This window comes from Pantoea sp. XAF26B01_ASV70, from assembly GCF_054512635.1.
Genome location: NZ_CM137251.1, coordinates 3,083,741 through 3,109,613, shown reverse-complemented (window position 1 = coordinate 3,109,613; position 25,873 = coordinate 3,083,741). Strand labels below are relative to the sequence as shown.

The 25,873-nt window shown below is 55.7% G+C and carries 27 protein-coding genes; 11 read left to right on the top strand and 16 right to left on the bottom strand.

Annotation, left to right across the window (positions count from 1 at the left end; translation table 11 throughout):
- Positions 1-44 precede the first annotated feature (44 nt).
- Positions 45-1,193, bottom strand: coding sequence for an iron-containing alcohol dehydrogenase (locus ACX8ZY_RS14675; RefSeq protein WP_033756949.1), 1,149 nt, complete (start codon positions 1,191-1,193; stop codon positions 45-47).
- Positions 1,194-1,484: 291 nt separating this feature from the next.
- On the opposite strand from ACX8ZY_RS14675, the gene gntT reads away from it, so the two are divergent.
- Positions 1,485-2,801, top strand: coding sequence for a gluconate transporter (gene gntT / locus ACX8ZY_RS14670; protein ID WP_010258995.1), 1,317 nt, complete (start codon positions 1,485-1,487; stop codon positions 2,799-2,801).
- Positions 2,802-2,991: 190 nt separating this feature from the next.
- On the opposite strand, the gene ACX8ZY_RS14665 is transcribed toward gntT, so the two are convergent.
- The gene (locus ACX8ZY_RS14665) at positions 2,992-3,237 is read right to left on the bottom strand and encodes a hypothetical protein (RefSeq protein ID WP_010258994.1); all 246 of its coding nucleotides are present in this window, start codon (positions 3,235-3,237) and stop codon (positions 2,992-2,994) included.
- Between the two features lie 256 nt (positions 3,238-3,493).
- Between ACX8ZY_RS14665 and ACX8ZY_RS14660 the strand changes: the two genes are divergently transcribed.
- From ACX8ZY_RS14660 to ACX8ZY_RS14650, 3 genes are all read left to right on the top strand, one after another.
- Positions 3,494-3,577 (top strand): small membrane protein YohP, encoded by an 84-nt coding sequence (locus ACX8ZY_RS14660; protein WP_019105993.1) that lies wholly within the window; start codon positions 3,494-3,496, stop codon positions 3,575-3,577.
- A 957-nt stretch (positions 3,578-4,534) separates the two neighbouring features.
- Positions 4,535-4,744 carry a transcription antiterminator/RNA stability regulator CspE gene (gene cspE, locus ACX8ZY_RS14655; RefSeq protein ID WP_006118399.1) on the top strand — a complete coding sequence of 70 codons (210 nt, stop codon included), beginning with the start codon at positions 4,535-4,537 and terminating at the stop codon, positions 4,742-4,744.
- A gap of 226 nt (positions 4,745-4,970) precedes the next feature.
- Positions 4,971-5,402, top strand: a complete 432-nt coding sequence (locus ACX8ZY_RS14650) for a GNAT family N-acetyltransferase (protein ID WP_010258992.1) — start codon at positions 4,971-4,973, stop codon at positions 5,400-5,402.
- Here ACX8ZY_RS14650 and ACX8ZY_RS14645 read toward each other — a convergent pair.
- Complete coding sequence (locus ACX8ZY_RS14645; protein ID WP_033771120.1) at positions 5,380-6,735, bottom strand: aminotransferase-like domain-containing protein; 1,356 nt, start codon at positions 6,733-6,735, stop codon at positions 5,380-5,382. The genes ACX8ZY_RS14650 and ACX8ZY_RS14645 overlap by 23 nt on opposite strands.
- A 120-nt stretch (positions 6,736-6,855) precedes the next feature.
- On the opposite strand from ACX8ZY_RS14645, the gene ACX8ZY_RS14640 reads away from it, so the two are divergent.
- The 6 genes from ACX8ZY_RS14640 to tatE all read left to right on the top strand — a co-directional run bounded on the left by ACX8ZY_RS14640 (position 6,856) and on the right by tatE (position 11,526).
- Entirely contained in the window at positions 6,856-7,824 is a 969-nt protein-coding gene (locus ACX8ZY_RS14640; RefSeq protein WP_089414487.1) for an ABC transporter substrate-binding protein, read from the top strand.
- Positions 7,824-8,612 (top strand): deaminated glutathione amidase, encoded by a 789-nt coding sequence (locus ACX8ZY_RS14635; protein WP_061704242.1) that lies wholly within the window; start codon positions 7,824-7,826, stop codon positions 8,610-8,612. Before ACX8ZY_RS14640 ends, ACX8ZY_RS14635 begins: the two co-directional genes overlap by 1 nt.
- Before the next feature lie 22 nt (positions 8,613-8,634).
- Complete coding sequence (locus ACX8ZY_RS14630; RefSeq protein WP_010671270.1) at positions 8,635-9,522, top strand: ABC transporter substrate-binding protein; 888 nt, start codon at positions 8,635-8,637, stop codon at positions 9,520-9,522.
- Positions 9,519-10,463 carry an amino acid ABC transporter permease gene (locus ACX8ZY_RS14625; protein ID WP_158149490.1) on the top strand — a complete coding sequence of 315 codons (945 nt, stop codon included), beginning with the start codon at positions 9,519-9,521 and terminating at the stop codon, positions 10,461-10,463. The genes ACX8ZY_RS14630 and ACX8ZY_RS14625 overlap by 4 nt, the downstream gene beginning before the upstream one ends.
- Complete coding sequence (locus ACX8ZY_RS14620) at positions 10,460-11,230, top strand: amino acid ABC transporter ATP-binding protein (protein WP_045140679.1); 771 nt, start codon at positions 10,460-10,462, stop codon at positions 11,228-11,230. The genes ACX8ZY_RS14625 and ACX8ZY_RS14620 overlap by 4 nt, the downstream gene beginning before the upstream one ends.
- A 92-nt stretch (positions 11,231-11,322) precedes the next feature.
- Entirely contained in the window at positions 11,323-11,526 is a 204-nt protein-coding gene (tatE, locus tag ACX8ZY_RS14615; protein ID WP_010671272.1) for a twin-arginine translocase subunit TatE, read from the top strand.
- Between the two features lie 112 nt (positions 11,527-11,638).
- On the opposite strand, the gene lipA is transcribed toward tatE, so the two are convergent.
- The 13 genes from lipA to leuS all read right to left on the bottom strand — a co-directional run bounded on the left by lipA (position 11,639) and on the right by leuS (position 25,134).
- A complete protein-coding gene (gene lipA, locus ACX8ZY_RS14610) occupies positions 11,639-12,604 on the bottom strand; it encodes a lipoyl synthase (protein ID WP_010258979.1) in 966 nt (321 codons plus the stop codon).
- Positions 12,605-12,773: 169 nt separating this feature from the next.
- Complete coding sequence (gene lipB / locus ACX8ZY_RS14605; protein ID WP_029519432.1) at positions 12,774-13,433, bottom strand: lipoyl(octanoyl) transferase LipB; 660 nt, start codon at positions 13,431-13,433, stop codon at positions 12,774-12,776.
- A gap of 80 nt (positions 13,434-13,513) precedes the next feature.
- A complete protein-coding gene (gene ybeD, locus ACX8ZY_RS14600; RefSeq protein ID WP_003854030.1) occupies positions 13,514-13,777 on the bottom strand; it encodes a DUF493 family protein YbeD in 264 nt (87 codons plus the stop codon).
- 100 nt (positions 13,778-13,877) lie between these two features.
- Entirely contained in the window at positions 13,878-15,089 is a 1,212-nt protein-coding gene (gene dacA / locus ACX8ZY_RS14595) for a D-alanyl-D-alanine carboxypeptidase DacA (protein ID WP_010258977.1), read from the bottom strand.
- Positions 15,090-15,220: 131 nt separating this feature from the next.
- On the bottom strand, positions 15,221-16,318 hold the full coding sequence (rlpA, locus tag ACX8ZY_RS14590) for an endolytic peptidoglycan transglycosylase RlpA (RefSeq protein ID WP_033756879.1): 1,098 nt from the start codon (positions 16,316-16,318) through the stop codon (positions 15,221-15,223).
- A 10-nt stretch (positions 16,319-16,328) separates the two neighbouring features.
- A complete protein-coding gene (mrdB, locus tag ACX8ZY_RS14585) occupies positions 16,329-17,441 on the bottom strand; it encodes a peptidoglycan glycosyltransferase MrdB (protein ID WP_010258973.1) in 1,113 nt (370 codons plus the stop codon).
- Between the two features lie 8 nt (positions 17,442-17,449).
- On the bottom strand, positions 17,450-19,354 hold the full coding sequence (mrdA, locus tag ACX8ZY_RS14580) for a peptidoglycan DD-transpeptidase MrdA (RefSeq protein WP_010258971.1): 1,905 nt from the start codon (positions 19,352-19,354) through the stop codon (positions 17,450-17,452).
- A gap of 34 nt (positions 19,355-19,388) precedes the next feature.
- A complete protein-coding gene (rlmH, locus tag ACX8ZY_RS14575; RefSeq protein WP_010258969.1) occupies positions 19,389-19,859 on the bottom strand; it encodes a 23S rRNA (pseudouridine(1915)-N(3))-methyltransferase RlmH in 471 nt (156 codons plus the stop codon).
- Between the two features lie 3 nt (positions 19,860-19,862).
- Positions 19,863-20,180 (bottom strand): ribosome silencing factor, encoded by a 318-nt coding sequence (rsfS, locus tag ACX8ZY_RS14570; RefSeq protein WP_010258968.1) that lies wholly within the window; start codon positions 20,178-20,180, stop codon positions 19,863-19,865.
- 92 nt (positions 20,181-20,272) lie between these two features.
- Complete coding sequence (gene nadD / locus ACX8ZY_RS14565) at positions 20,273-20,917, bottom strand: nicotinate-nucleotide adenylyltransferase (RefSeq protein ID WP_022626055.1); 645 nt, start codon at positions 20,915-20,917, stop codon at positions 20,273-20,275.
- Positions 20,910-21,941 (bottom strand): DNA polymerase III subunit delta, encoded by a 1,032-nt coding sequence (holA, locus tag ACX8ZY_RS14560; RefSeq protein ID WP_010258966.1) that lies wholly within the window; start codon positions 21,939-21,941, stop codon positions 20,910-20,912. The genes nadD and holA overlap by 8 nt, the downstream gene beginning before the upstream one ends.
- Positions 21,938-22,537 (bottom strand): LPS assembly lipoprotein LptE, encoded by a 600-nt coding sequence (lptE, locus tag ACX8ZY_RS14555; RefSeq protein WP_010258965.1) that lies wholly within the window; start codon positions 22,535-22,537, stop codon positions 21,938-21,940. Before lptE ends, holA begins: the two co-directional genes overlap by 4 nt.
- Positions 22,538-22,551: 14 nt before the next feature.
- Positions 22,552-25,134: a leucine--tRNA ligase gene (gene leuS, locus ACX8ZY_RS14550; protein ID WP_060679660.1), complete on the bottom strand. Its 2,583-nt coding sequence runs from the start codon at positions 25,132-25,134 to the stop codon at positions 22,552-22,554.
- Positions 25,135-25,356: 222 nt separating this feature from the next.
- Here leuS and ACX8ZY_RS14545 point away from each other — a divergent pair, with 222 nt between their 5' ends.
- Positions 25,357-25,839, top strand: a complete 483-nt coding sequence (locus tag ACX8ZY_RS14545; protein WP_010258963.1) for a zinc ribbon-containing protein — start codon at positions 25,357-25,359, stop codon at positions 25,837-25,839.
- Positions 25,840-25,873: the final 34 nt, after the last annotated feature.

Sequence of the window (25,873 nt, the reverse complement as noted above, 5' to 3'; positions counted from 1 at the left end):
CCCGGTTGTGCCTGGTCAGCGAATGCGGGCAACGCGGCTCCTGATCACGCCGTGATTTCCCAGGCCTGCGCGATCATCATCTGCATCTGTTCGCGGCTGTAATTCACCAGCGAATTTTTGCTGTTGGCTCGCGCCAGAATCCACTCCACCTCGGCGCGGCTCAGTGAAGGGCCATCCTGCCAGAATGGGGTGATCGCCTGCTGCTGCAGCCACTGTTTCAGAAACTGCGCCGGTGAGTCCGTAGTTTCGCTGAAGAGCTGCGGGTGCAGTTCCGCCATCAGCTTACGCTGCAGTGGCTGTTCGCTGTCGGACAATAGATCCAGGAACGGAAACAGCAGACGTCCGCACACTTCACCGTGATGGAACGGCTTTATCGCGCCCAGTTCCCCTGCAATACCGTGGATCACCCCCAGACCCGCACTGCTGAGACTGACACCGCCCAGCCACGACGCCATCATCATCGCTTCCCGTGCCGCGTCGCCAGCAGCATCCTCACGATTAAGGGCAGGCCAGGCCTGAACAAACTGACGCAGGCCGGTCAGCGCCAGCTGTCGGGTAAAGAGGTTGCCTTTGCCGGAGAGATACGCTTCGAACAGGTGGGTAAACGCATCAATACCGCAGGTTGCCAGCACCCGGTCAGGCGCACCTTTCAGCAGATCGGCATCGAGAATTGCCACCTCCGGCACAAAGACCGGGTGGCGCAGTGACGCTTTTATCTGAATGTCACGCTGATCAGTCACCACCGCATTTTGCGTCACTTCACTGCCGGTACCGGCGGTAGTCGGGATAGCAATCAGCGGCAACGTGATGGGCTGAACCGCGGTGTCACCCACTTTTTCCAGATAGCGGGCGGTTGGCAACGGATGTTGCACCATCGCGCTAAACGCTTTCGCCGCATCCAGCACGCTCCCGCCGCCAATCGCGACGACCCGATCCACATGACCGCGCCAGCGCGCAACCCAGCCATCAATCTCGGCGGGTGAGGCTTCATGGCTGACAATTTCATAGCCAATAATATGATCGTTGAGTCCGGCTTTTAGCCGGGCATATGCGGGGCCTTGCAGAAAAGATTGTCCACAAAACAGCAGGGTAGGCTGTGACCGGGCGGCCAGCAGCGGCACCAGTTTATCCAGGCTGCCCCGGCCAAAGAGGGTTCGTTGATTACTGTACAGCTCACTCAGGTTCTCACTCACCAGCGCATCCTTTTTACATTTCGCTAAAATCTGAGTGTAACGAAAAGCAAGGCGCCGGGACTGGCAAACTTTCTGATAACGCATTGGCAAAAAGTTGATCACCTTCGCAAAACAGAAATTCACCCCCGGCGGGGTGGTGCTTTCCTGCTGATGTTACCCTTAACATGTTATCGGTAACAGCGTTTGTCGGGATGTGTAAACATCTTACAGCGCACTGTTTTGTAGCCCTCAGGGGATCATGATAATAAACCGACACTGAATGATGTTCAGTGCACAAGGTGGAGAAAAGCTATGCCATTACTCTATGTGGCGATTGGCGTCGCGTTACTGCTGCTGCTGATGATTCGCTTTAAGCTTAATGGATTTATCGCGCTGATCCTGGTGGCGCTGGCGGTCGGTGTGATGCAGGGCATGCCGGTAAACAAAGTGATTACCTCAATCAAGGCGGGCGTGGGTGGCACACTGGGCAGCCTGGCGCTGATCATGGGCTTTGGTGCCATGCTCGGTAAATTGCTGGCCGACTGCGGCGGTGCGCAGCGTATTGCCACCACCCTGATTGAAAAATTCGGCACTAAGCATATTCAATGGGCGCTGGTGCTGACCGGTTTTATCGTCGGATTTGCGCTGTTCTATGAAGTCGGCTTTGTACTGATGCTGCCACTAGTGTTCAGCGTTGCGGCGTCGGCACGTGTGCCGCTGCTCTATGTCGGGGTGCCGATGGCGGCTGCCCTGTCAGTGACGCACGGCTTTCTTCCGCCGCATCCTGGCCCGACCGCAATCGCGACGCTGTTTAACGCTGACATGGGTAAAACGCTGCTGTTTGGTACGCTGCTGGGTATTCCCACGGTGATTCTGGCGGGTCCGGTCTACGCCCGCTTCCTGAAAGGCATCGACAAACCGATTCCTGAGGGACTCTATAACCCGAAAACCTTTACCGAGGCGGAAATGCCGGGGTTTGGCGTCAGCGTCTGGACGGCACTGGTACCTGTGGTGCTGATGGCGCTGCGTGCGGTGGCGGAGATGTTGCTGCCTAAAGGCCATGTGCTGCTGCCCTATGCGGAGTTCTTTGGCGACCCGGTGATGGCGACACTGATTGCGGTGCTGATTGCAATCTTCACCTTTGGACTGAATCGCGGCCGTACGATGGAACAGGTCATGGATACCCTGACCGACTCGATCAAAATCATCGCCATGATGTTGTTGATCATCGGCGGTGGCGGTGCCTTCAAACAGGTGCTGGTGGACAGCGGCGTGGATAAATACATTGCCAGCATGATGCATTCTACTCAGCTGTCGCCAATCTTTATGGCCTGGTCGATTGCCGCGGTGCTGCGTATTGCTCTGGGTTCTGCCACGGTAGCGGCCATTACCGCCGGGGGAATTGTGGCACCGCTGATTGTTACCAGCGGCGCCAGCCCGGAACTGATGGTCATCGCCGTAGGGTCCGGCAGCGTGATCTTCTCGCACGTTAATGACCCGGGCTTCTGGCTGTTCAAAGAGTATTTCAACCTGACGATTGGCGAAACCATCCGCTCCTGGTCGGCGCTGGAAACCATTATTTCGGTCTGTGGTCTGGTGGGTTGCCTGCTGCTCTCCTGGGCGATTTAACTTCTGGCCGCTGGCAAGCCTGCCAGCGGCTCTCTGCTTTCGCGTCTCTCCCGCTGCCTCTTTGAGCTTTGAACATCCCGTCGCGCTTGCTGCCCCTGCTGCCGGTTAAACCGGGATGTGCGGGACAGACAGCATAAAAAAGGCCGCAAGGTGCGGCCTGACAGAGAAGATTCAGTCTGAATCTGCCACGTTAATGAGGCGGTTCAAAACCGGCTTTCACCATCTGTTCCCGCAGCGCGTGTGCAATGTCACGGTTGCCACCGGTAACGGGGTAGATAACGTTATTCACCACATCATCAAGGTAGTGCTCGTCAAACTCCTGCAGAGAGAGCTGCGTGCCGCCTTCATCGTTGATGGCGAAAGTCCCTTTGATGTGGTTACCGCTGTTTTTTGCCTTGAGGCTGTAGCGGCCCATGCTGGTATTAATCGTGCTCATAAGATCTCCTCGCGACTCATTTTCAATCTCATCACTCTTGAGGCCTGCCTTGCCGCCTAAATTTTAGCCAGGAGTGTTCTGTAAAACGAAGAAAGAGAGCCGTTAAAAAGTGGTGTTGCGATCGTTATCTCAGAATTTAAATAAAGCTCAGGGTTGATGAACTTATGACCAGTTGAGCCGTAAGTGAAGCGGCAGGGCGCATTTTCCTGTCTATAATGCTTACAGGAAAAGTGTTTAATTGTTGAGGGGAAAGGAAATGAAAATTATTCTGTGGATTATTGCGATCATTTTTATCGTTGGCTTACTGACCCTGACAGGGGTGTTCAAACTGATTTTCTGATATCTGTTAACGCTTCAGCAACAGCGGGCACCTAATCAGGTGCCCGCAATGTTTTCTGGCTGGCCAACAGAGCGTCTGTAATGGGATCCATCGGCGTATTGGGCAGCAGATCCTGTGAGCCCAGAGGTTTCTTACAGTATGCGCAGCAGGCACCATGAAAGTTTCGCTGGCCCTCGCGGTAATCAGTAAAAACGAATCGGGCGCTTCCACATTGACCGCAACGTATCTTCATCACCATCCTGTGTCTCACCCTCCTTTTACTCAGCATTAACGGATGCCTGTGCCTGACAGGTTAAGCAGACTTTATCTATTGCGCGGCAATATTATTTCGCACTGCGATAAGAAAAGTAGTTTCTTATGCTTTTGTTTGTTTGTTGCCAAATGCGCATTCGGCCACTAAAAAGCATTTCATTGATCCAGATCAGTGTTTATTAGTTGTTGGCTAAAATATCCGCGAATAGCCTGCCATGACTGATCATAGTGGCACAGCCGACTCATTTTTTTTGGCGAGGGAGCGGGATCTGCGCCAGTGGATTTAAGATTTATCGTACAATAAATAGCCACTGGCAGGACGGTGGCCTGAAAAAGCAGAAAAACGGGTTTAAGGTCATGGGACTTAACGTCCGGATGATAGAAAAAAATTGACCTTTTAACGGCGTAAACGTTATTAAGAACAGGAATATATCTTAATCAGATTTTTCTTTTTAACGTCAGTAACGTAACCGCTTAAAATTAAAAAGGGTTTCGTTTCCAGCAGGTTAGCGACCGATATCCGCTCTGCGCCTGATACGCGTTGAGCGATGTTTCGCAAGTCGAAAAGCAGGAAAGTGTGATGGATGTACAGAATGTCGATATTTATCACTTTTTCATCAAATCATGCTGGACAAATCCCTCAGCAATTGCTGTACTAGACCCCGACACAGTTTAGTGTCCATTTTTCATGTAAAGGTAATATAGATGTCTAAGATCAAAGGTAACGTTAAGTGGTTTAATGAATCTAAAGGATTCGGTTTCATTACTCCTGAAGATGGCAGCAAAGATGTATTCGTACATTTCTCTGCAATCCAGAGCAACGGCTTCAAAACTCTGGCTGAAGGTCAGCGCGTAGAGTTTGAAATCACCGACGGCGCTAAAGGCCCATCTGCTGCTAACGTTATCAGTCTGTAAGTTAACAGTCAGAATTCTAAAAACCCGCCTTATGGCGGGTTTTTTTATGGCTGTAATCTGCGCTTCATCCCCCCTGTCGTACTCTCACTCTCGGCGTGTTGGCGCACAAACTGCGCGGCGGTTCACACTAAATAACCGTAACATATTTATAACAACCCGAGATGCAGCTTTTTGGCTTGCGACGCTATATAACTGTGCGACAGAACCCAGTGAGTGAGGAGGCAGGATGAACATACGTCAGGCAGAGTTGAAAGACAGTTTTGCGTTGAGTGCATTACTAAGCGAGTTAGGCTACGGCGGCACTGAAAGCTTTATTGAACAGCGCCTGGCGCAGTTGTGCAGCGATCCCAGTGAAGCGCTGTTGGTGGCTGAACATGGCAGTCAGGTGCTGGGGTTTCTCTCCTTACATTTTATTCCTCAGCTGGCGCTGGCCGGTGATTTCGCCCGCATCAGCTATTTCTGCATTGCAGAAGGTGAGCGCAGTAAAGGCGTCGGCCAGCAGCTGATTCAGCATGCAGAAATGCTGGCGGCTCGTCGTGGCTGCGATCGCATGGAAGTCCATTGCCATCAGTCACGTCTCAAGGCGAACCAGTTCTACGCCCGTGAAGGCTATGTTGAATCCCCCTGTTATCTCATCAAAGATCTGCAAGCGAGTTAAATTCCCGTCCGCTGGCGATGACCAGCGCCCCGGCAATCATCTCCCGCTGTTCATCCCTGAGGCTGGCGATACTGACGCGAATAAATTGGGTTGGGCCGAGCCGACAGCGCTCGCCTGGTACGACCGCAATACCGCGGGCAGCCAGCGTGATCATGGCAAACTGCTCTGAAGTCACCGGAATATAGAGGCTTAATCCGTCGCGAAGCGGCAGATCAAGTCCACGCTGTGCCAGCGCCGCGAGCAACGCTTCACGCCGTTGCCGGTAGGTCGCGCGTGCGGTGGCGATCTGCCGTTGCGTTTCCTCATCCTCCAGCAGCCACGCCACCGCATCCTGCAGAATGCGGCTGGTCCAGCTGACGCCAAAATTTCGCCATGACTGAATGCGCCTGACCATCTCCGAGGTGGCAGAGAGCACTGCCAGCCGCAGGTCTGGTCCATAGGCTTTGGAAAACGAACGGACGTGCAGCGTGCGCTCAGGAAAGATTGAACCCAGGCTCCAGCTCGCCTCCGCGGAGAGATCGCCAATACCATCATCCTCAACGATCAGTGTGTTGCTCTGTTGCAGAACCTGCGCCATTGCCTGACGTCGCGCCGGGCTGATGCTGTTCCCGGTGGCCGAGTGGGTGCGGGGCTGATAGATCAACATTACCGGTGCCTGCTCCAGCAGAAGAGAAAGAACCTCTGGCAGCGGGCCTTGATCATCACACGCCAGCGGCAGAATCTCTGCGCCGACGTTATCCAGTATATCGAGCAGCCGGGTCGCGGTCGGATCTTCAATAATCACGCGGTCTCCCGGCGAGACCAGGGTTTGCACCAGCAGATTCATCGCGTCAAAACCGCCATCTGTCGCCAGAAACGCCTCTGCAGCATAGGGCCAGCGCGGCGCGATCGCCTGAAGCAGCGGCGCGGAAATCGCCTCACGGGTGTAGCTGTTGAGCTGCGGTGAGTGCAGGGCCGCCTGCAGCGCACGCTGCAGGTCAGGCAGCAGGGCGGGGTCGGGCGCGGCGAGGGTCAGATCGGCGCGGATGTTATCACCGTAGTTGCCGATCTTCTCAAAGCGAATCGGACGCGGCATCACCGTATTACTACTGACCCAGACACCACTGCGCCCCTTGCCCGCCAGCACTTTCTGCTTTCTGAGTTGCGCCCAGGCAGCAGAAACGGTTGCCGGGCTGACACCCAGCTGCTCCGCTATCTCCCGCACCGCAGGCATCTGCATACCTGTCGCGATCTGTCCGTCACGAATCAGCGCGGAGGCTGCCTGTGCAATGCCTTTCACTGAAGGCGATTTTATCTGGCTGCAAAACCAGTTGAGGTCGACGCTCTCTGTCATAAGAAAATACTTTGTTCAGTAACAAATTAATAATTGTTCAGGTAAGTATTCCGGATCTAGTATCAAATTCAAGCACTATTTTATGCCCCGTCCCGACGGTGCAGCGTAAACGGAGAGATCATGGCAAGGCTACTCATCAGACTGGCGGTACGCGACTGGGACTACTTCACCCCGCTGGCGCTGGGCGATATCAGACCAGAAGGTTTTGAACTGCAGATCGACCGCGTCGGCACGCTGGTGAATGATCTGGCGACCAGCCCCGACTATGACGCGGGCGAAGTCTCCTTCAGCCGCTATGCTCAGGGCCGGGCCAGAGGAGACGAAACACTGCTTGGCCTGCCACACTTCCTGATGCGCGGCTTCCGCCAGCGCTGCATTATCACCACCAGCAGCAGCCCCATCACCACGCCTGCGCAGCTGAAAGGTAAGAGAATCGGCGTCACCGGCTGGCAGGATTCGGGCAATACCTGGACACGCACGGTGCTGCGTGAAGCAGGCGTCGAAATCGATGATGTGTTCTGGTATGCCGGTCGTCTTACTGCCGATCATCCGATTGTCGATCGGCTGGCGGGATTTGGCCGCCCGGGCCGCATTGAACCCGCGCCTGACGAGCGACCGCTGATAGAGATGCTGCAGGCGGGTGAGCTGGATGCCATCTTCACGCCATTTATGCCGGAGGGCTTTTTCCTGCCGGGTTCGGGATTACGTCAGCTGCAGACCGATTTTTATCAGGCGGAGCGGGACTACTTTAATCGTGTCGGCTATGTGCCGGGCATCCACATTCTGGCGCTTAAACCGGCACTGGCGGCGGCGCATCCGTGGCTGCCTGCGGCGTTAAGTGAGGTCATCGATCGCTCTTACCGGCTGTGGATGCAGAAAAGAGAGAAATATGCCGACACCACGCCGTGGCTGCTGGACGATTTGCGACGCACTGCGCAGGAATTGCCCGCTGACTGGAATCAGAATGGTTTTAGCGTTAACAGAAAGATGATTGCGGACTTTGGCCGTGAGCTCTATGAGCAAGGGCTGACTCACCAGGTACTGACGCCGGAAGCAATGTTTCCGGCCGCTGCGGGAGAAGACAAATGATGAAAGTAGCACTGGGACAATTTGCGGTGAGCCGCGAATGGCAGGAGAACGCCAGTATCTGTCTGGACTTAATGCTGCGGGCGACAGAAGGTGGCGCCGATCTGCTGGTACTGCCGGAAGGGGTGCTGGCACGTGATATAGCCGACCCCGATTTAGTGCTGAAGGCGGCGCAGCCGCTGGATGGTCCTTTTCTGAGCCAGCTGCTGGCCGCCAGCAAGCATACTGCGCTGACCACCATGATGAGCATTCACGTTCCCACCGGGGAGCAGAAAGCGCTCAACGTACTGGTAGCGATCCGCAACGGTGAGATCATCGCCGCCTATGAAAAGCTGCATCTGTACGATGCCTTTGCGATGCAGGAGTCGCAGCGGGTCAATCCCGGCCACGTCATTCCGCCGCTGATTGAGGTCGCGGGTATGAAAGTCGGATTAATGACCTGCTATGACGTGCGCTTCCCGGAGCTGGCGCGTCGGCTGGTACTGGATGGTGCAGAGGTGCTGGTGCTGCCTGCCGCCTGGGTTAAAGGTCCGCTGAAAGAGATGCACTGGGAACTGCTGACCCGCGCCCGCGCGCTGGAAAACACCTGCTATATGGTGGCGGTGGGGGAGTGCGGCCCGCGCAATATCGGCAACAGTCTGGTGGTCGATCCGCTGGGCGTGGCGGTGGCAAATGCGGCTGAATCGCCGGCGCTGCTGTTTGCCGATCTCGATCCTGAGCGCGTCGCCTATGCCCGCCGGGTGCTACCGGTACTGGAAAACCGGCGCTTTGCCCGTCCCGAACTCAACTGATCCGCTGAACCAGGAATCCATTATGACGAAGAGAGCAACCGCCTTAATCGTGGCGCTGGGGCTGACTGCATCCCTGGCGCAGGCTGCCGACGCTATTCCGGTGCAAAAAGTTGACCAGGCCCTGCATGACAGGCTGCCGGATGAGATCAAAAAATCGGGCAAAATGATTTCAGTGAATAACGGTTCATTTCCGCCCTATGAAATTGTGAATGGCCCGCACTCAATGGAGGGCGCGTCGGCCGAATTAACGACTGCACTGGCACAACTGCTGGGTGTGAAGATCGAGCATGCGACGGTGAGTGGTTTATCAGGCGTACTCACCGGCATCAATGCGGGTCGTTATCAGCTGGCGATTGGGCCGATTGGTGATTATCCGGACCGCCAGCAGAAAGTGGATTTCATCGATTTTGTGCAGGAGTTTGTGGTGTTTGGCGTGCAGAAGGGCAATCCGGCCAGAATCAATCAGCTGGACGACACCTGCGGCAAGCGCATTGCCGTTATGGCCGCTGGCTCTGCGGAACAGGTTATCCGTAAGCAGTCAGCCCGGTGTGTGGCCGACGGGAAACCGGCCGTGACGGTGCAGGCCTTTACCGATCAGCCTTCATCAATTCTGGCGGTACGCTCTAAACGCTCCGATGCGTTCTTCTCATCACAGGCGCCGCTGACTTACTTTGTTAATCAGGCGAAAGGGCAACTTGAGCTGGCGGGCAAAGGGCAGAAAAACGGCTTTGGCGATATTTTCCAGGGCACGGTGGTGCCGAAAGGCTCGCCGCTGGGTCAGGTGGTGCTGGATGCCTACAAGGAGTTGTATCAGAACGGGACATATGCGGCCATCATGAAAAAGTGGCAGCTTGAGGGCAACATGACCACCGCACCCGGACTGAATCTGGCGAAAGAGGCCAGCAAATGAGCCCGCCGCGCCATCTGCACAGCGGCGACAGAGGCGACGCACAGCTGCGCGACGTGGCGTTCGCTCGCAGCGCCCCCACTTACGGACGCTGGATCAGCTGGATTTTAGTGCTGGTGATCGGCACCAATCTATTGTGGCTGGTGGCGACCAACCCTAATTTTGAATGGCAGGTGGTACTCAAGTGGTTTACCGAAGGATCCGTGCTCAAAGGGTTGCAAGTCACTCTGGGGCTGACAGTGGTGTCGATGGTGCTCGGCACGCTGCTCGGTCTGCTGCTGGGTGTCTGGCGGCTCTCTGAGAACCGGTTGCTGCGCGGCGTTGCCGGACTCTATATCTGGTTCTTTCGTGGCACGCCGCTGCTGGTACAGCTGATCTTCTGGTACAACCTTTCTACGCTGTTTCCGGCGCTGTCGCTGACGCTGCCGTGGACCGATATCACGCTGGCCAGCTGGAATACCAACGATCTGATTACGCCGCTGACAGCTGCTATTGCCGGGCTGGCGCTGAATGAAGCGGCCTATATGGCGGAAATTATTCGCGCCGGTCTGCTGTCGGTGGATAACGGTCAGGTAGAGACCACGCAAGCCTTTGGCATGAGTCGTTCACGGGCGCTGCGGCGCATCATCATTCCTCAGGCGATGCGATCGATTATTCCGCCCACCGGCAACCAGCTGATCAGCATGATCAAGGCGACGTCGCTGGTCAGCGTAATCGCAATGGGCGATCTGCTCTATTCGGTGCAGGCGATCTACAACCGTACCTTCGAGATCATCCCGATGCTGATGGTGGCGGTGATCTGGTATCTGCTGATCACCTCGATCCTCAATCTGGGCCAGTCCGCCATCGAGCGTTACTACGCGCGTGGTACTCGTCGGGTGGCCAGCGCCCCCAGACGCGCCGCCGTCGCCGCTAACGCGCAACCCCAGCAGGAGGAGCAATGAGTCAGCGTGAACCCCTGGTCTGCGCCCGCAACGTGCAGAAGAATTACGGCGACAATCAGGTTCTGAAAGGGATCGATCTGGATGTCTGGCCCGGTGAGGTAGTGGTGATCCTCGGGCCGTCCGGTTCCGGTAAATCCACGTTTCTGCGCTGCATCAATCATCTTGAAGAGATGAACGCCGGATCGATTCGGGTCGGTGATGAGCAGATCGGGTATGTACTTAAAGGGCATGTGCTGCACCGGTTGTCGCCACGCCAGATCGCCCGTCAGCGCCAGAAAATTGGCATGGTGTTTCAGCAGTTCAATCTCTACCCCCATATGACCGTGCTGCAGAACATCACTGAAGCGCCCATCGGCGTGCATAAATTCCCGCGTCAGGAGGCGATGGCCCATGCCCGATCGCTGCTGGCGACGGTGGGATTAAGCGATAAAGCGGACGCCTGGCCACGTCACCTCTCGGGCGGACAGCAACAGCGTGTGGCGATTGCGCGGGCGCTGGCGATTAAGCCGCAGCTGATGCTGTTTGATGAGCCGACCTCCGCGCTCGATCCGGAACTGGTGGGCGAAGTGCTGGCGACCATGCGTGCCCTGGCCGACCAGGGATTAACGATGATTGTGGTGACTCATGAGATTAGCTTTGCGCGGGAAGCCGCCGATCGCGTGGTCTTTATGGATGGGGGTGTGGTGGTGGAGCAGGGCACGCCTGAAGAGGTGATCGCGAATCCACAGCATCCGCGTACCCAGGCGTTCCTGAGTCGCTTCATCTGAGATCTTACTCTGTTACAGATTCCAGTTGTCGCCGCAGGCAAACTGCGCGTAAATATCAGTCACCGTGATTCGATAAAGTTGAAAGGTTAAATATGGAAGGTATCAGTATTGCCAAGCTGCTGATTATCGGTGCGCTTATCGTACTGCTTTTTGGTACCAACAAGTTGCGCTCACTGGGTGGCGATCTGGGCTCCGCAATCAAGGGCTTTAAAAAAGCCATGAAAGATGAAGATACCAGCGCAACCCGAACTGCGGCTGAAGACGTGCCGGCAGAACGCGTCGTTCATAAAGATTAATCGGTTATTTGCTGCAAATAACTGTTACTTTTTATTTCAGGCACAGATAAAAAAACCAGACTGTTTCCAGTCTGGTTTTTTGTTTTTCAGGCTTCCTGAAGCAAAAGCGTGCTTATTTCACTTCTTCGCCTTTGGCCTGCATATCCGCATGATAGGAAGAGCGGACAAACGGACCGCACGCGGCATGGGTAAAGCCCATCGCCATCGCTTCTTCTTTCATCTCATCGAACTCAGCCGGGCTGACGTAGCGCTGAACTGGCAGGTGGTGGCGGCTCGGCTGCAGATACTGGCCCAGCGTCAGCATGGTGACACCATGGCGACGCAGATCGCGCATCACTTCAACGATTTCGGCATTGGTTTCGCCCAGGCCCACCATCAGACCCGATTTTGTCGGGATGTGAGGATGCGCCTCTTTGAAACGTTCAAGCAGCTTCAGTGACCACTCGTAGTTCGCGCCCGGACGCACCTGGCGGTAGACTCGCGGTACGTTTTCCAGATTGTGGTTAAACACATCCGGTGGCGTCGCGGTAAGAATCTCCAGCGCGCGATCCATACGGCCACGGAAGTCCGGCACCAGCGTTTCGATTTTGATCGTCGGATTTTTTTCGCGAATCGCGCTGATGCAGTCGGCAAAGTGCTGTGCGCCACCATCACGCAAATCATCGCGGTCAACCGAGGTGATCACCACGTAGCGCAGGCCCATATCGGCAATCGTCTGCGCCAGTTTAGCGGGTTCGTTAGCGTCAGGGGCATTGGGGCGGCCATGTGCCACATCGCAGAACGGACAACGACGGGTACAGATTGCGCCAAGGATCATAAAGGTGGCGGTGCCGTGGTTGAAGCATTCGGCGAGGTTAGGGCAGGATGCCTCTTCACAGACTGAGTGCAGCCCGTTTTTGCGCATCGCGGCCTTAATGCCCTGAATACGACTGGAGTCAGCTGGCAGCTTGATTTTCATCCATTCCGGCTTACGCAACATCTCCTGCCGTTCAACAGCCACGGTTTTCACCGGGATCAGCGCCATTTTGTCTGCGTCACGATATTTGACGCCGCGTTCCATCTGAATTGGTTTACTCATAAATCAGCAGGTTCCGGTCGGATTGCGATTTGAAAGCGTTCCCACTCAAACCGGGAAGGCTGCTTTCAACTTTATTTGAAAAAAGTGCAAAAATTATATCATCACATCGCCTGCGAAGCAGCCACAGTCAGCGCGGATAAGTTACATATTTGTAAATTCGCATTCTGCGTTAAGGTTTAACCGGGAGATCCCCTGAAATCCATTCAACATTTTCATAACCTGACAGCCGCGCAAACGCGCTGACCAGCGGAGAGTGTACCTGCTCCGTCGTCACCTCTGGCTGGAAATTTTTCAACTGGGTCATGCTCATGCCGGCGTAACCACAGGGATTGATGCGCAGGAAGGGCGACAAATCCATAGCAACATTCAGCGCCAGACCGTGAAACGAGCAGCCTTTACGGATGCGTAATCCCAGTGAGCAGATCTTCTCTTCCCCAACGTAGACGCCGGGTGCATCAGCACGGGCGCGGGCGCTGACGCCAAACTCTGCCAGGGTGGCGATAACCGTCTCTTCCAGAATGGTCACCAGCTGGCGTACGCCGAGCTTACGGCGTTTCACATCGATCAGGACGTACATCACCTGCTGTCCTGGCCCGTGATAGGTGACCTGACCCCCACGGTCACTCTGCACCACCGGGATCTCGCCTGGCATCAGCAGATGCTCTGCTTTGCCCGCCTGACCCTGAGTAAAGACCGGAGGATGTTCAACCAGCCAGATTTCATCACGACTCTGGTCGTTGCGCTGGTCGGTATAGTGATGCATGGCGTCGGAGACAGATTGCCAGTCGCGCAGACCTGACTGGCGGACAAGAAGAGTTTCAACTGACAAAACGATAGCCCGCTAAAGGAAATAACGCTGAGGATAACGTCGGCAAACCGTCAGGCAGAGGCGCCTTGCCGACCCGTAAATTACAGTACCATCCGCACAATTTCGATGTTGCCCAGCTCTTCGTACAGGCGTTCTACCTGCTCGATGTGGGTGGCGGTGATAGTGATGTTGACGGAGTGATAGTTGCCTTTGCTGCTCGGCTTAACTTCAGGGCTGTAGTCGCCTGGCGCATGGCGTTGCACCACTTCAACCACTTGATCAACCAGCTCCGGTTGTGCCAGACCCATTACTTTGTAGGTAAATGGGGTAGGAAATTCGAGCAGCTCATTCAGTTTGGTTTTCATATTAACTCCGGTGCATAAAAAACAGGCTCCCGCCTGAGCGGGAGCAACATAATATCGTGTAATGGGGGCGAAGGGGTGATTTTTCAATCACCCGCCACGCTTAACCGAACCAGTGATGGAACATCAGCTTGATGTAATCAACGATACGGCCAAAGAAACCCCCTTCAGAGATCTCGTTCAGTACCACCAGCGGACGCTGTTCGATAGTCTTGCCATCCAGCTGGAAGTTGATGCTGCCGACCACCTGATTTTTCTTCAGTGGTGCATGCAGTTCCGTGTTGGTCAGCACATAGCTGGCTTTCAGATCTTTCATGCGGCCACGTGGGATGGTCAGGTAAGCATCTTTTTCCACGCCCAGCTGCACACGGTCGTTATCGCCGAACCAGACTGGCTCAGAGGCGAACTCTTTGCCCGCTTTCAGTGGCGCCACGGTTTCAAAGAAACGGAAGCCCCAGGTCAGCAGTTTCTTACTCTCAGTTTCACGGCCTTTGTAGGTATGACCGCCCATCACAGCAGAAATCAGGCGCATCTGGCCTTCAGTCGCAGACGCCACCAGGTTGTAACCGGCTGAGTTGGTATGACCGGTTTTGATGCCGTCCACATTCAGGTTGGTATCCCACAGCAGACCGTTACGGTTCATCTGACGGATATTATTGAAGGTGAACTCTTTCTCTTTATAGACAGCATACTCTTCCGGCACGTCACGGATCAGCGCCTGACCGATCAACGCCATATCGCGCGCGGAGCTGTACTGACCTTCAGCGTCCAGACCATGGACGGTCTGGAAGTGGGTATTCTGCAGGCCAATCGCTTTGACGTAATTGTTCATCAGATTAACGAACGCATCCTGGCTGCCAGCGACATAGTCAGCCATCGCAACACAGGCGTCGTTACCGGACTGCAGCACAATCCCACGGGTCAGCTGAGAAACCGGCACGCGGTCGCCTGGCTTCAGGAACATCAGCGAGGAGCCTTTGAACACCGGGTTGCCGGTCGCCCAGGCATCCGGGCCGACGGTGACCATATCGTCCTGATGAATTTTACCCGCTTTAACGGCCTGACCAATGACATAGCTGGTCATCATCTTGGTCAGACTGGCAGGATCGCGGCGTGCATCGGCATTTTTCTCTGCCAGCACTTTGCCTGAGTTGTAGTCGATAAGGACGTACGCTTCGGCATCAATGTCCGGCACGCCCGGAATCATGGTCTTGAGATTGACGTCATCAGCAATAGCAGCATGGCTGAGAGAGAAAGCGATCAGTGATCCCACTGTCAGGCGTTTCAGCAAACGAGATGATTTCAGCGTGTTCATGTGTAGGACTACAACATCCGTGAGTTTGAGGTTGAAAATGTCACTCATCATACCCAATGCCAGATTAACTGGCACCGGGCGTGATGATTGGGTTGTTAGCAGACGTAACGTGCAGCTATCTGATAAACGGTTCAGCGACGCGTGTTAGTAATAAATGAGGCGGCCTGGCCTTCACTGCTCAGACGCTGTTGCAGCGCAGCCGCTTCGGCGCGGGAGGCGTAACCGCCGAGCTGAACGCGATACACATTGTTGCCCGCGTCTTCTACCTTACCGGGCACGCCATAACGCTGGCTCAGGCTTTTCATCATCTGCTGGGCACGCGCCGGGTCATTCAGCGCACCGACCTGCACTACATATCCGTCGGCACCACCACTGCTGGCTGCAGGCGCGGCGCTGGCTGCTGCGGGAGCAGCATTGCTGACTGCCGGTGCGGAACTGGCGGGTGCGGCGGCTGGCGGTTCGTTACCTTCCAGTACGCCGGTCGCTAATGGCTGGGGTGCACCAAGAAAGCCGCTGCTCTGCACCGGCGCGCCCATATTGTCACCGCTTTGCAGCGTGCTGTTGCTGATGGCCTCAACATTTTGCGCAGGCGGCTCTGAGGGTGCTGAGCTGCCGCCGTTCATCACCGCGCCACCACTCAGGTCCGGACGGGCAGGCAGAGAGTAGCTCTGTTTTGCCACGACGGTCCCGATGGTGCCGGGGCCAGAGAGCGAACCGTCTGGGGCGACCTTGATGTAATCAACCCGCACGCGCGAATTGTTGGAGATGTTCAGGCGGTCACCGGCAGCCCGCGACAGGTCGATAATGCGTCCTGGCGTGTAAGGGCCGCGATCGTTAACGCGCACCACAATCTGACGGCCATTCGCGATATTGGTCACGCGCACATAGCTCGGCAGCGGCAGAGTAGGGTGGGCCGCGGTCAGCGCATCAGGATCGTAGGCTTCGCCGGTGGCGGTGCGGTTGCCCTGCGCCTCTTCGCCGTACCAGGTGGCGAGGCCGACTTCACTGTAGTTCGACGGATCTTTAATGACGCGATAATTTTTGCCGTTCACGCTGTAATCCTGGCTGGTGCCTGGATTGATCGGCTCATAACGTGGCTCAACGCCTGGAATCTCCACCACCGGTCCATTGTAAGCCGGTTGCGGCGGCGCCGTATTTTGGGGTTCCGGCGTGGTACAGGCCGCCAGAACCAGTGATGCCAGTGCAACGCCAAGCCATTCCTTACGCATCTGCAGCCTCTTAGACACTTTTAGATAACATTTTTCGGTGAGTGTGGATCGACATCACAATGCCAAATCCCGCCATAAGCACGATAAGCGCGGAGCCGCCATAACTGACCAGCGGCAGCGGCACGCCAACTACCGGTAAGATACCACTAACCATGCCAATGTTAACGAAAACATAAACGAATAAAATCAGCATTAAACCGCCCGCCATTACCCGGCCAAAGGTGGTCTGCGCCCGGGCTGCCACCACCAATCCCCGCATGATCAGCAGCAGATAAAGGGCCAGCAGCAGCAGCACGCCAACCAGGCCTAACTCTTCGGCCAGAACCGCAAAGATAAAGTCAGTATGACGTTCCGGCAAAAACTCCAGCTGAGACTGGGTGCCCTGCAGCCAGCCTTTACCGCGCAGACCTCCTGAGCCAATAGCAATTTTCGACTGGATAATGTGATAACCCGCTCCCAGCGGATCTGTTTCCGGGTCGAGCAGCATCATCACGCGGTCACGCTGATAATCGTGCATCAGGAAAAACCACAAAATCGGGATAAAGGCGGCGACCAGCAACACGGCTACGCCAATCAGTTTCCAGCTCATACCCGAGAGGAACAACACAAACAAGCCGGAGGCGGCAATCAGAATCGAGGTGCCGAGATCGGGCTGTGCCGCCACCAGCAGGGTGGGCAGGAAGATCAGAATCAGCGCAATGCCGGTATTTTTCAGCGTTGGCGGACAGACATCGCGGTTAATAAAGCGCGCCACCATCAAAGGCACCGCTATCTTGGCAATCTCAGAGGGCTGAAAACGCACAAAGCCGAGGTCAAGCCAGCGTTGAGCGCCTTTACTGATCTGCCCAAAGGCATCCACCGCCACCAGCAGAATGACACAGACAATATAAAGATAGGGCGCCCAGCCTTCATAGACGCGCGGCGGTACCTGCGCCAGCACAATCATGATGACCAGCCCCATCGCAATCTGACCGAGTTTACGCTCCATCATGCCGGGGTCCTGACCACTGGCGCTCCAGATCACCACAGCGCTGTAGGTCAGCAGGCCGAGAATGATCAGCATAAACAGCGGATCGATGTGGATGCGCATCCAGATCGAACGTTTCTGCGGACTATCTTGCATCGACATGTTTATTCACCTTCATAACCGGGCGGCACAGGAGCGGCGTCCGGCAGGACTGTATTGTTATCACCCAACATAATGTGATCCAGAATCTGGCGCATGACGGTGCCGACAGCCGGACCGGCGCCACCGTTTTCCAGGATAATGGTCACGGCGACCCGAGGTTTGTCATAAGGGGCAAACGCGGTCATTAATTTATGGTCGCGTAATCGTTCAGCAATTTTATGGGCGTTATAGGTTTCGTTCTCTTTCAGGCCAAAGACCTGAGCCGTACCGGACTTGGCGGCGATTTTATAGGGCGCATCGGCGAAGCTCTTGTGCGCGGTGCCGTTGGGCCGGTTCGCCACGCCATACATGCCATCTTTGGCAATTTCCCAGTAGCCGGAATGGATATCACCAATCGGGGCTTCAGGCGGCTGGCGATAGGGCACCAGGGTGCGGCCTTCGCGGGTGGCGCGCAGCATATGCGGCACTTTGACGACGCCGTCGTTGATCAGAATCATCATCGCTTTGTTCATCTGCAACGGCGTAGCGGTCCAGTAACCCTGTCCGATCCCCACCGGAATGGTATCGCCCTGATACCACGGCTTTTTAAAGCGTCTCTGTTTCCAGTCACGGGTCGGCATGTTACCGGCGCTCTCCTGCGGTAAATCGATGCCGGTACGGCTGCCGTAACCAAATTTATTCATCCACTCCGACAGCCGGTCGATGCCCATGTCATAGGCAACCTGATAGAAGAAGGTATCGGCAGACTCTTCCAGCGCTTTGGTGACGTTCAGACGCCCGTGGCCCCATTTTTTCCAGTCGCGGAAGCGTTTTTCTGAACCAGGAAGTTGCCACCAGCCGGGGTCAAACAGGCTGGTATTACGGTTAATCACGCCAGCACTCAGGGCAGAGACCGCCACATAAGGTTTAACCGTCGAAGCCGGTGGATAGGCAGCCTGAATCGCACGGTTATAGAGCGGACGGTTTTCATCTTCCAGCAGGCCGCGGTAATCCTTACTGGAAATACCGTCGACAAACATGTTGGCGTCATAGCTGGGCGTTGAGACCATGGCGAGGATTTCGCCGGTGCGCGGGTCGCTGACCACGACGGCCGCGCGACTGCCCGCCAGCAGGGTCTCGACATATTGCTGCAGTTTGAGATCGATAGTCAGATAGATATCACGGCCTGCCTGAGGGGACTCCTCATGCAGCTGGCGAATGACCCGGCCACGGTTGTTGACCTCAACCTCTTCAAAGCCGGTTTTGCCGTGCAGCAAATTTTCGTAATAGGCTTCAATGCCCAGCTTACCGATGTCGTGCGTCGCGGCGTAGTTAGGCCATATGCCCTCTTTGTCGAGGCGTGCAACGTCACGATCGTTGATTTTTGAGACGTAGCCGACCACATGCGTCAGCGTGGCACCGTAAGGGTAGTAGCGGCGCTGGTAACCTTTAACTTCCACGCCGGGGAAGCGGTACTGATTGACCGCAAAACGCGCGACCTGCACGTCATTCAGACCGGTTTTAACCGGGATAGAGGTGAAACGACGTGAGCGTTTACGCTCTTTCTGGAAGTTTTCGAGGTCGTCGTCAGTCAGCTCAAGAATCGGGCGTAAGTTTTCCAGGGTCTGTTGCAGATTATCAACTTTTTCCGGAACCAGTTCTGCCTGATAGATGGTGCGGTTCAGCGCCAGCGGCGTGCCGGTACGATCGTAAATTATGCCGCGGCTGGGGGCCACAGGCACCAGTTTGATACGGTTCTGGTTGGAGCGGGTGCTGTAATCATCAAAGCGAAGGATCTGCAGGTGGTAAAGGTTAACCACCAGTACTGAAGAGAGCAGTAAGATACCGACGAAGGCGATAAAGGCCCGACGGACAAAGAGTTTCTGTTCGGCGCTGTAATCGCGAAAGGCGTTGCTTTGTAATTTCATCCGCTACTTGTCATGTCTGATGTGGGCTGATCGGTCATTCACGATGATAAGGATGATTTGTCGTTATGCTCCAGGCCCGATACAGACTTTCGGCTACCAGCACGCGCACCAGCGGATGGGGCAACGTCAATGCTGACAGTGACCAGCTCTGCTCTGCCGCCGCTTTACAGGCGGGGGCCAGGCCTTCAGGCCCGCCAATCAGCAGGCTGACATCGCGACCATCCAGCTTCCAGCGTTCAATCTGCTGTGCCAGCTGCGGGGTTTCCCACGGATGACCAGGAATATCCAGCGTGACGATGCGATTGCCTTTGCCGACCGCCGCTAACATCGCTTCACCCTCTTTTTCAAGAATGCGTTTGATATCAGCATTTTTACCGCGTTTACCTGCGGTCACTTCGGTCAGCTCAAGCGGCATATCTTTCGGGAAGCGGCGCAGATATTCCATAAAACCGGTCTGCACCCAGTCAGGCATTTTCGTGCCGACGGCAACAAGTTGCAGTTTCACCGATTAGCCCCAGAGTTTTTCCAGCTCATACAGCTGGCGACTCTCTTCCTGCATCACATGCACGATGACATCACCCAGATCGACCACGACCCAGTCTGCCGCGCTTTTACCTTCAATGCCTAATGGCATCAGGCCTGCTAAACGCGACTCCTGCTCTACGTGTTCTGCGATCGAAGTCACATGACGCGTGGAGGTGCCGGTGCAGATGATCATGAAATCGGTGATGCTGGATTTGCCCTGAACGTCGATGGTGACAATGTCCTGGCCTTTGAGATCATCAATCTTATCAATAACGAACTCTTGGAGTGCTTTACCTTGCAAAAGGTTCCCCTTGGAATCTGGTGGTAACGAGCCGGCTGTAAGCCCGGAGAGTGCAGCCAAAAAATTAAGCGGCGTAGTATAGCATGCCCGGATCAGTCGCGATATAAGCCTTCGCGGTCGATATAATCGATAACCGCAGCGGGCAACAGATCGTCGCAGGGCTGATTCTGGTGGCGACGGCGGCGAATTTCAGTGGCCGAAATGTCATAGAGAGGGGTGTCCGCCAGCCAGATATGGCCTGCGGGCTGCTGATGCAGCTGCCGAATATCCTGAGCGAGGTGTTGCTCAAGCCAGCGCTGCATGTCAGGCGAGTCGAACCGGGTCGGATAGCCGGGGCGCTGGCACACCAGCAGATGGCAGAGTGACAGCAGATCCTGCCAGCGATGCCATTTTGATAAGCTCAGCAATGAATCCTGACCAATAATAAATCCCAGCGGCTGCTCTGCACCGCGTTCGGTGCGCCAGGCTTCCAGAGTGGTCACGGTCCAGGACGGCGTGTCGCGTTCCAGCTCGCGGGTATCGATCTCAAACAGCGGCAGGTCGCGGATAGCGCAGCGCAGCATAGCAACCCGCTGGGCAGCGCTGGCTTCCGGTTGCGGACGATGCGGCGGCACATTGTTGGGCAGCAGCGTCACACGCTGCAGGCCGGTCTGTTGCGCCAGCGCTTCGACCGGGCGCAGATGGCCAAAATGAATCGGATCAAAGGTGCCGCCAAACAGTGCGTGTAACTCAGACATGGGCAAAGCTCGTCGGAAAAGCACGACTGCTGAGCAGCAGCGTCAGGGTCTGTAACTGCGGCCACACCGGCTGTCCATAATCCTGCTTCAGGGTGATTTCAATCTGACTCAGCAGATGAATGGCGCGTTGCAGACGCGTGGCATCCAGTCGTTGCAGCGCGTCGGTAAACAGCGCACGGCGATTCTGCCAGATGCGCTGCTGATCCATCAGCGTACGCAGCGGCTGCGCTGTCTGGTGGCGTTGCAGATGCAGCAGCGTCAGCAGATCACGCTGCAGCGTACGCAGCAGTATCACCACTTCGCTCTCTTCTTTCTCCAGCTGATGCAGAATATGCAGGGCGCGGCGGCTTTTTCCCGCCAGCAGGGCATCCACCCAGTGGAAAGGAGTAAAATGCGCGGCATCACTGACCGCCTCTTCAACCCGGGGCAGTGTCAGCTTGCCGTCGGGCCACTGCAGCGAAAGCCGCTCCAGCGCCTGCGCCAGCGCCAGCAGATTGCCTTCATAGCAGTAACACAACAGCTGCACGGCCGCGTCATCCACCGATAATTTCAGCGCCTTAGCGCGATTAACGACCCAGCGTGGCAGTTGCGCCTGTTCAGGCGTCTGACAGGGCACCAGTACCGCAGAGGCGGACAACGCTTTAAACCAGGCGCTGTTTTCCTGCGCTTTGGTCAGCTTCGCCATCCGGCAGATCAGCAGAATATCGGCGTGCAGCAACTGCGACAGCTTAACCAGCTGTTCTGCCATCGCGGCGTTGGGGCCATTATCGGGGAATTGCAGCGTCATGGTCTGACGCTGAGCAAACAGACTCAGTGACTGGCAACTGACGAACAGGCTCTCCCAGTCAGTCTGTGCATCCAGCGTAAAACTAAAATGTTCTTCGAATCCCTGCGCGGTTGCGGCGACGCGAATCGCATCTGAACTTTCCTGCAGCAGCAGCGGTTCGTTACCGGCTAACAAATAACAGGCGCGCAGCCCCTCACGGAGCTGCGCGCTGAGTTGCTCAGGATAAATCCTGATCATTGCAGGCTGGTAGCAGAGGAAGTGGGCGCTTCCTGTGAACCCTGACCCGGCACCGGAATCACTGACGCCGGTAAGGTCTCTTTGCTGTTGATCTGCGCGGCGTGTACCGTCAGCAGTTTACGTACCAGCTGTTCAGCAGCACGCTGACGCATCTCCTGCGTAATCAGATCCTGCTCAGCATCTTTTGCCAGCGCAGCGTTCGGGTTATCGAAGAATGACCGATAAACCGTGGTGCTGATAGGATAGATACCTTTGCCCGGCAGCAGCACCTGTGCGGTAAGGGTCATCACCAGCTGATACTCGGCAGTGGTGCCGCTGATAAAGACCGAAGCCGTGTTACGGCCCGAGGATTCAGGCCCCAGGCGCAGCGTTGGAATATCGGTGCGATTCTGTTTGCTGTCTTCAACAATTTTGACATCGTTGATACGCAGCTGCTGACGCACAGTACGCGCCAGCGGCCCATAAGGATCGCCGGTTGAAACAATCAGGGTTTTCAGTTCGCTGGGCACCTGAGTGGTGCCGCGCGGATGAAAACCACAGCCAGCGGTGATCACCACCGCCAGCATGACAAACAGCCTGATAATCGGATGTCGCACAGTTCCTCCTGAACTTAACCTACGACCAGGTTAAGCAGTTTGCCCGGTACATAAATGACTTTACGGATAGTCACGCCGTCCAGATACTTCGCTACCAGATGCTCCTGCGCAGCGCGTGCCTGAACCTGTTCCTGTGTTGCATCGGCTGGCACGGTGATTTTACCGCGCACTTTACCGTTAACCTGAACCACTACCAGCAGCGAATCTTCAACCATAGCGGCTTCATCCGCAACCGGCCAGCTCGCTTCATCGATAGTGCCTTCGCCACCCAGCGTCTGCCACAGAACATAGCAGGCGTGCGGGGTAAACGGATAGAGCAGACGGACGATGGCCAGCAGCGCTTCCTGCATCAGGGCGCGATCCTGCTCGCTTTCCTGCGGGGCGCGTGCCAGTTTGTTCATCAGCTCCATGATCGCCGCAATGGCGGTGTTGAAAGTCTGACGACGGCCAATATCATCTGCCACTTTGGCGATGGTTTTGTGCAGATCGCGACGCAGCGATTTCTGCTCGTCATTCAGGCTCTCCACATTGAGTGCTACGGTCGCACCTTTCTGTGTATGCTCGAAGACCAGCTTCCAGACACGTTTCAGGAAGCGGTTCGCCCCTTCAACGCCCGACTCCTGCCACTCCAGCGTCATATCCGCCGGTGAAGCAAACATCATAAACAGACGCACGGTATCCGCGCCGTAACGCTCAACCATCAGCTGTGGGTCGATGCCGTTGTTTTTCGACTTCGACATTTTGCTCATGCCCGCGTAGATCACTTCGCGGCCCTGCGTGTCTGTGGCTTTAACAATGCGGCCTTTCTCATCCCGCTCAACCTCAACGTCAACCGGTGAAACCCAGTTACGCTCGCCGTTGGCACCAAGGTAGTAGAAGGCGTCAGCCAGCACCATGCCCTGGCACAGCAGACGTTTGGCTGGCTCATTGGAGTTCACCAGGCCCGCGTCACGCAGCAGCTTGTGGAAGAAGCGGAAATACATCAGGTGCATGATGGCGTGTTCAATACCGCCCACATACTGATCGACTGGCAGCCAGTAGTTTGCCGCTGCCGGATCCAGCATGCCTTCCTTGTAGCTGGCGCAGGTATAACGCGCGTAGTACCAGGAAGACTCCATGAAGGTGTCAAAGGTGTCGGTTTCACGCAGAGCAGGCTGGCCGTTTACCGTGGTTTTAGCCCACTCCGGATCCGCTTTGATTGGGCTGGTAATGCCATCCATCACCACATCTTCCGGCAGGATCACCGGCAGCTGGTCTTCTGGTGCAGGCATGACGGTGCCATCTTCCAGCGTCACCATCGGGATAGGGGCACCCCAGTAGCGCTGACGGGAGACACCCCAGTCGCGCAGGCGGTAGTTCACTTTACGCACGCCCACGCCTTTTGCCGCCAGCGAATCCGCAATGGCGTTAAAACCGGTGGCGTGATCCATGCCGTTAAACTCACCTGAGTTGAACAGCGCACCTTTGTCAGTCATCGCCGCGATGCTGACATCAGGAATGGAACCATCCAGATTCAGGATGACCGGCTTAATCGGCAGATCATATTTAGTGGCAAACTCCCAGTCGCGCTGATCGTGCGCCGGAACCGCCATCACAGCGCCGGTGCCATATTCCATCAGTACGAAGTTGGCAACCCAGACCGGGATAAGCTCGCCGGTCAGCGGATGAACAACAGACAGGCCGGTCGCCATGCCTTTCTTCTCCATGGTCGCCATATCGGCTTCGGCCACTTTGGTATTGCGGCATTCAGCGATAAAGTCAGCCAGCGCCGGATTATTGACCGACGCCTGGGTCGCCAGCGGATGGCCTGCGGCAACAGCAACATAGGTTGCGCCGATAAAGGTATCCGGGCGGGTGGTGTAGACAGTGACCTTCTCTTCGCTGTCAGCCACATCGAAGGTGATTTCGACACCTTCAGAGCGGCCAATCCAGTTACGCTGCATGGTTTTGACCTGCTCAGGCCACTCTTCCAGCGTATCCAGGTCGTTCAGCAGCTCCTCCGCATAATCGGTGATTTTGATAAACCACTGCGGGATCTCTTTACGCTCAACTTTGGTGTCGCAGCGCCAGCAGCAGCCGTCGATCACCTGCTCGTTCGCCAGCACCGTCTGATCGTTCGGGCACCAGTTCACGGCAGAGGTCTTTTTATAGACCAGGCCTTTTTCATACAGTTTGGTAAAGAACCACTGTTCCCAGCGATAGTACTCTGGCTGGCAGGTTGCCAGTTCACGACTCCAGTCATAGCCAAAGCCCAGCAGTTTGAGCTGGTTTTTCATGTAGGCGATGTTGTCGTAAGTCCACGGGGCCGGAGCGGTGTTGTTTTTCACCGCAGCGCCTTCCGCAGGCAGGCCGAAAGCATCCCAGCCAATCGGCTGTAGTACGTTTTTGCCGAGCATACGCTGATAACGCGCGATTACGTCGCCGATGGTGTAGTTACGAACGTGGCCCATGTGCAGGCGGCCAGAAGGATAGGGCAACATGGAGAGGCAATAGTATTTCTCTTTACCTTCCTGCTCAGTCACTTTAAACGTTTCGTTTTCATCCCAGTGCTGCTGCACACGGGATTCAATTTCTTCCGGGCGGTATTGCTCTTGCATGGCTGCCTGTGGTCCTTTATGAAAAACATTTTTCTGGCTCTAAGATCCGCATAGCATACCCATAAGGCCGCGTATCAACAACACTTCCCACTTTTGCCGGCACGATTTCTGCCGAAAGCGTCAGAGCCTTCACCCTTTTGTAATTCACTGTACAGACGACACGGCAAAAGCAACATTACGACTAAACTTAGTTCAGCGAGGGTCTGCATAAAGGAGAACAAAATGAATAAAGTGGCTCAGGAATATCGCGAGTCGTTAGCCGTATTGACTGAACGTCTCCGTCAGGGCGATCGTAACCTTGATGAGCTGATTGCCGGGCGACGAAGCCAGTTGCTGGTGCGTGATGATATGACGGAACAGGAGATTGACCAGGCGCTCAGCTCAGTGCGCCGTGATCTGGGCGAGTTTGCACGCAGCTACACCGATGTGGAAGAACCGCTGGCGGACTCACTGTTTATGCGCATCATCCGCGAGAGCGTCTGGAAAGAGCTGGCGGATATCACCGATAAAAGTCAGCTGGAGTGGCGAGAGGTCTTCCAGGATCTGCATCATCACGGGGTTTATCAGAGCGGGGAAGTGGTGGGGCTGGGCAATCTGGTCTGTGAGAAATGCCAGTTCACCCGGGCAATCTACACGCCTGAAACGCTGTCACGTTGTCCGGAATGCGGCAACGATCAGTTCCAGCGTCAGCCGTTTGAACCCTGATAGTGCGGCGTAGCTAAATGAAGCGGGCCACCCT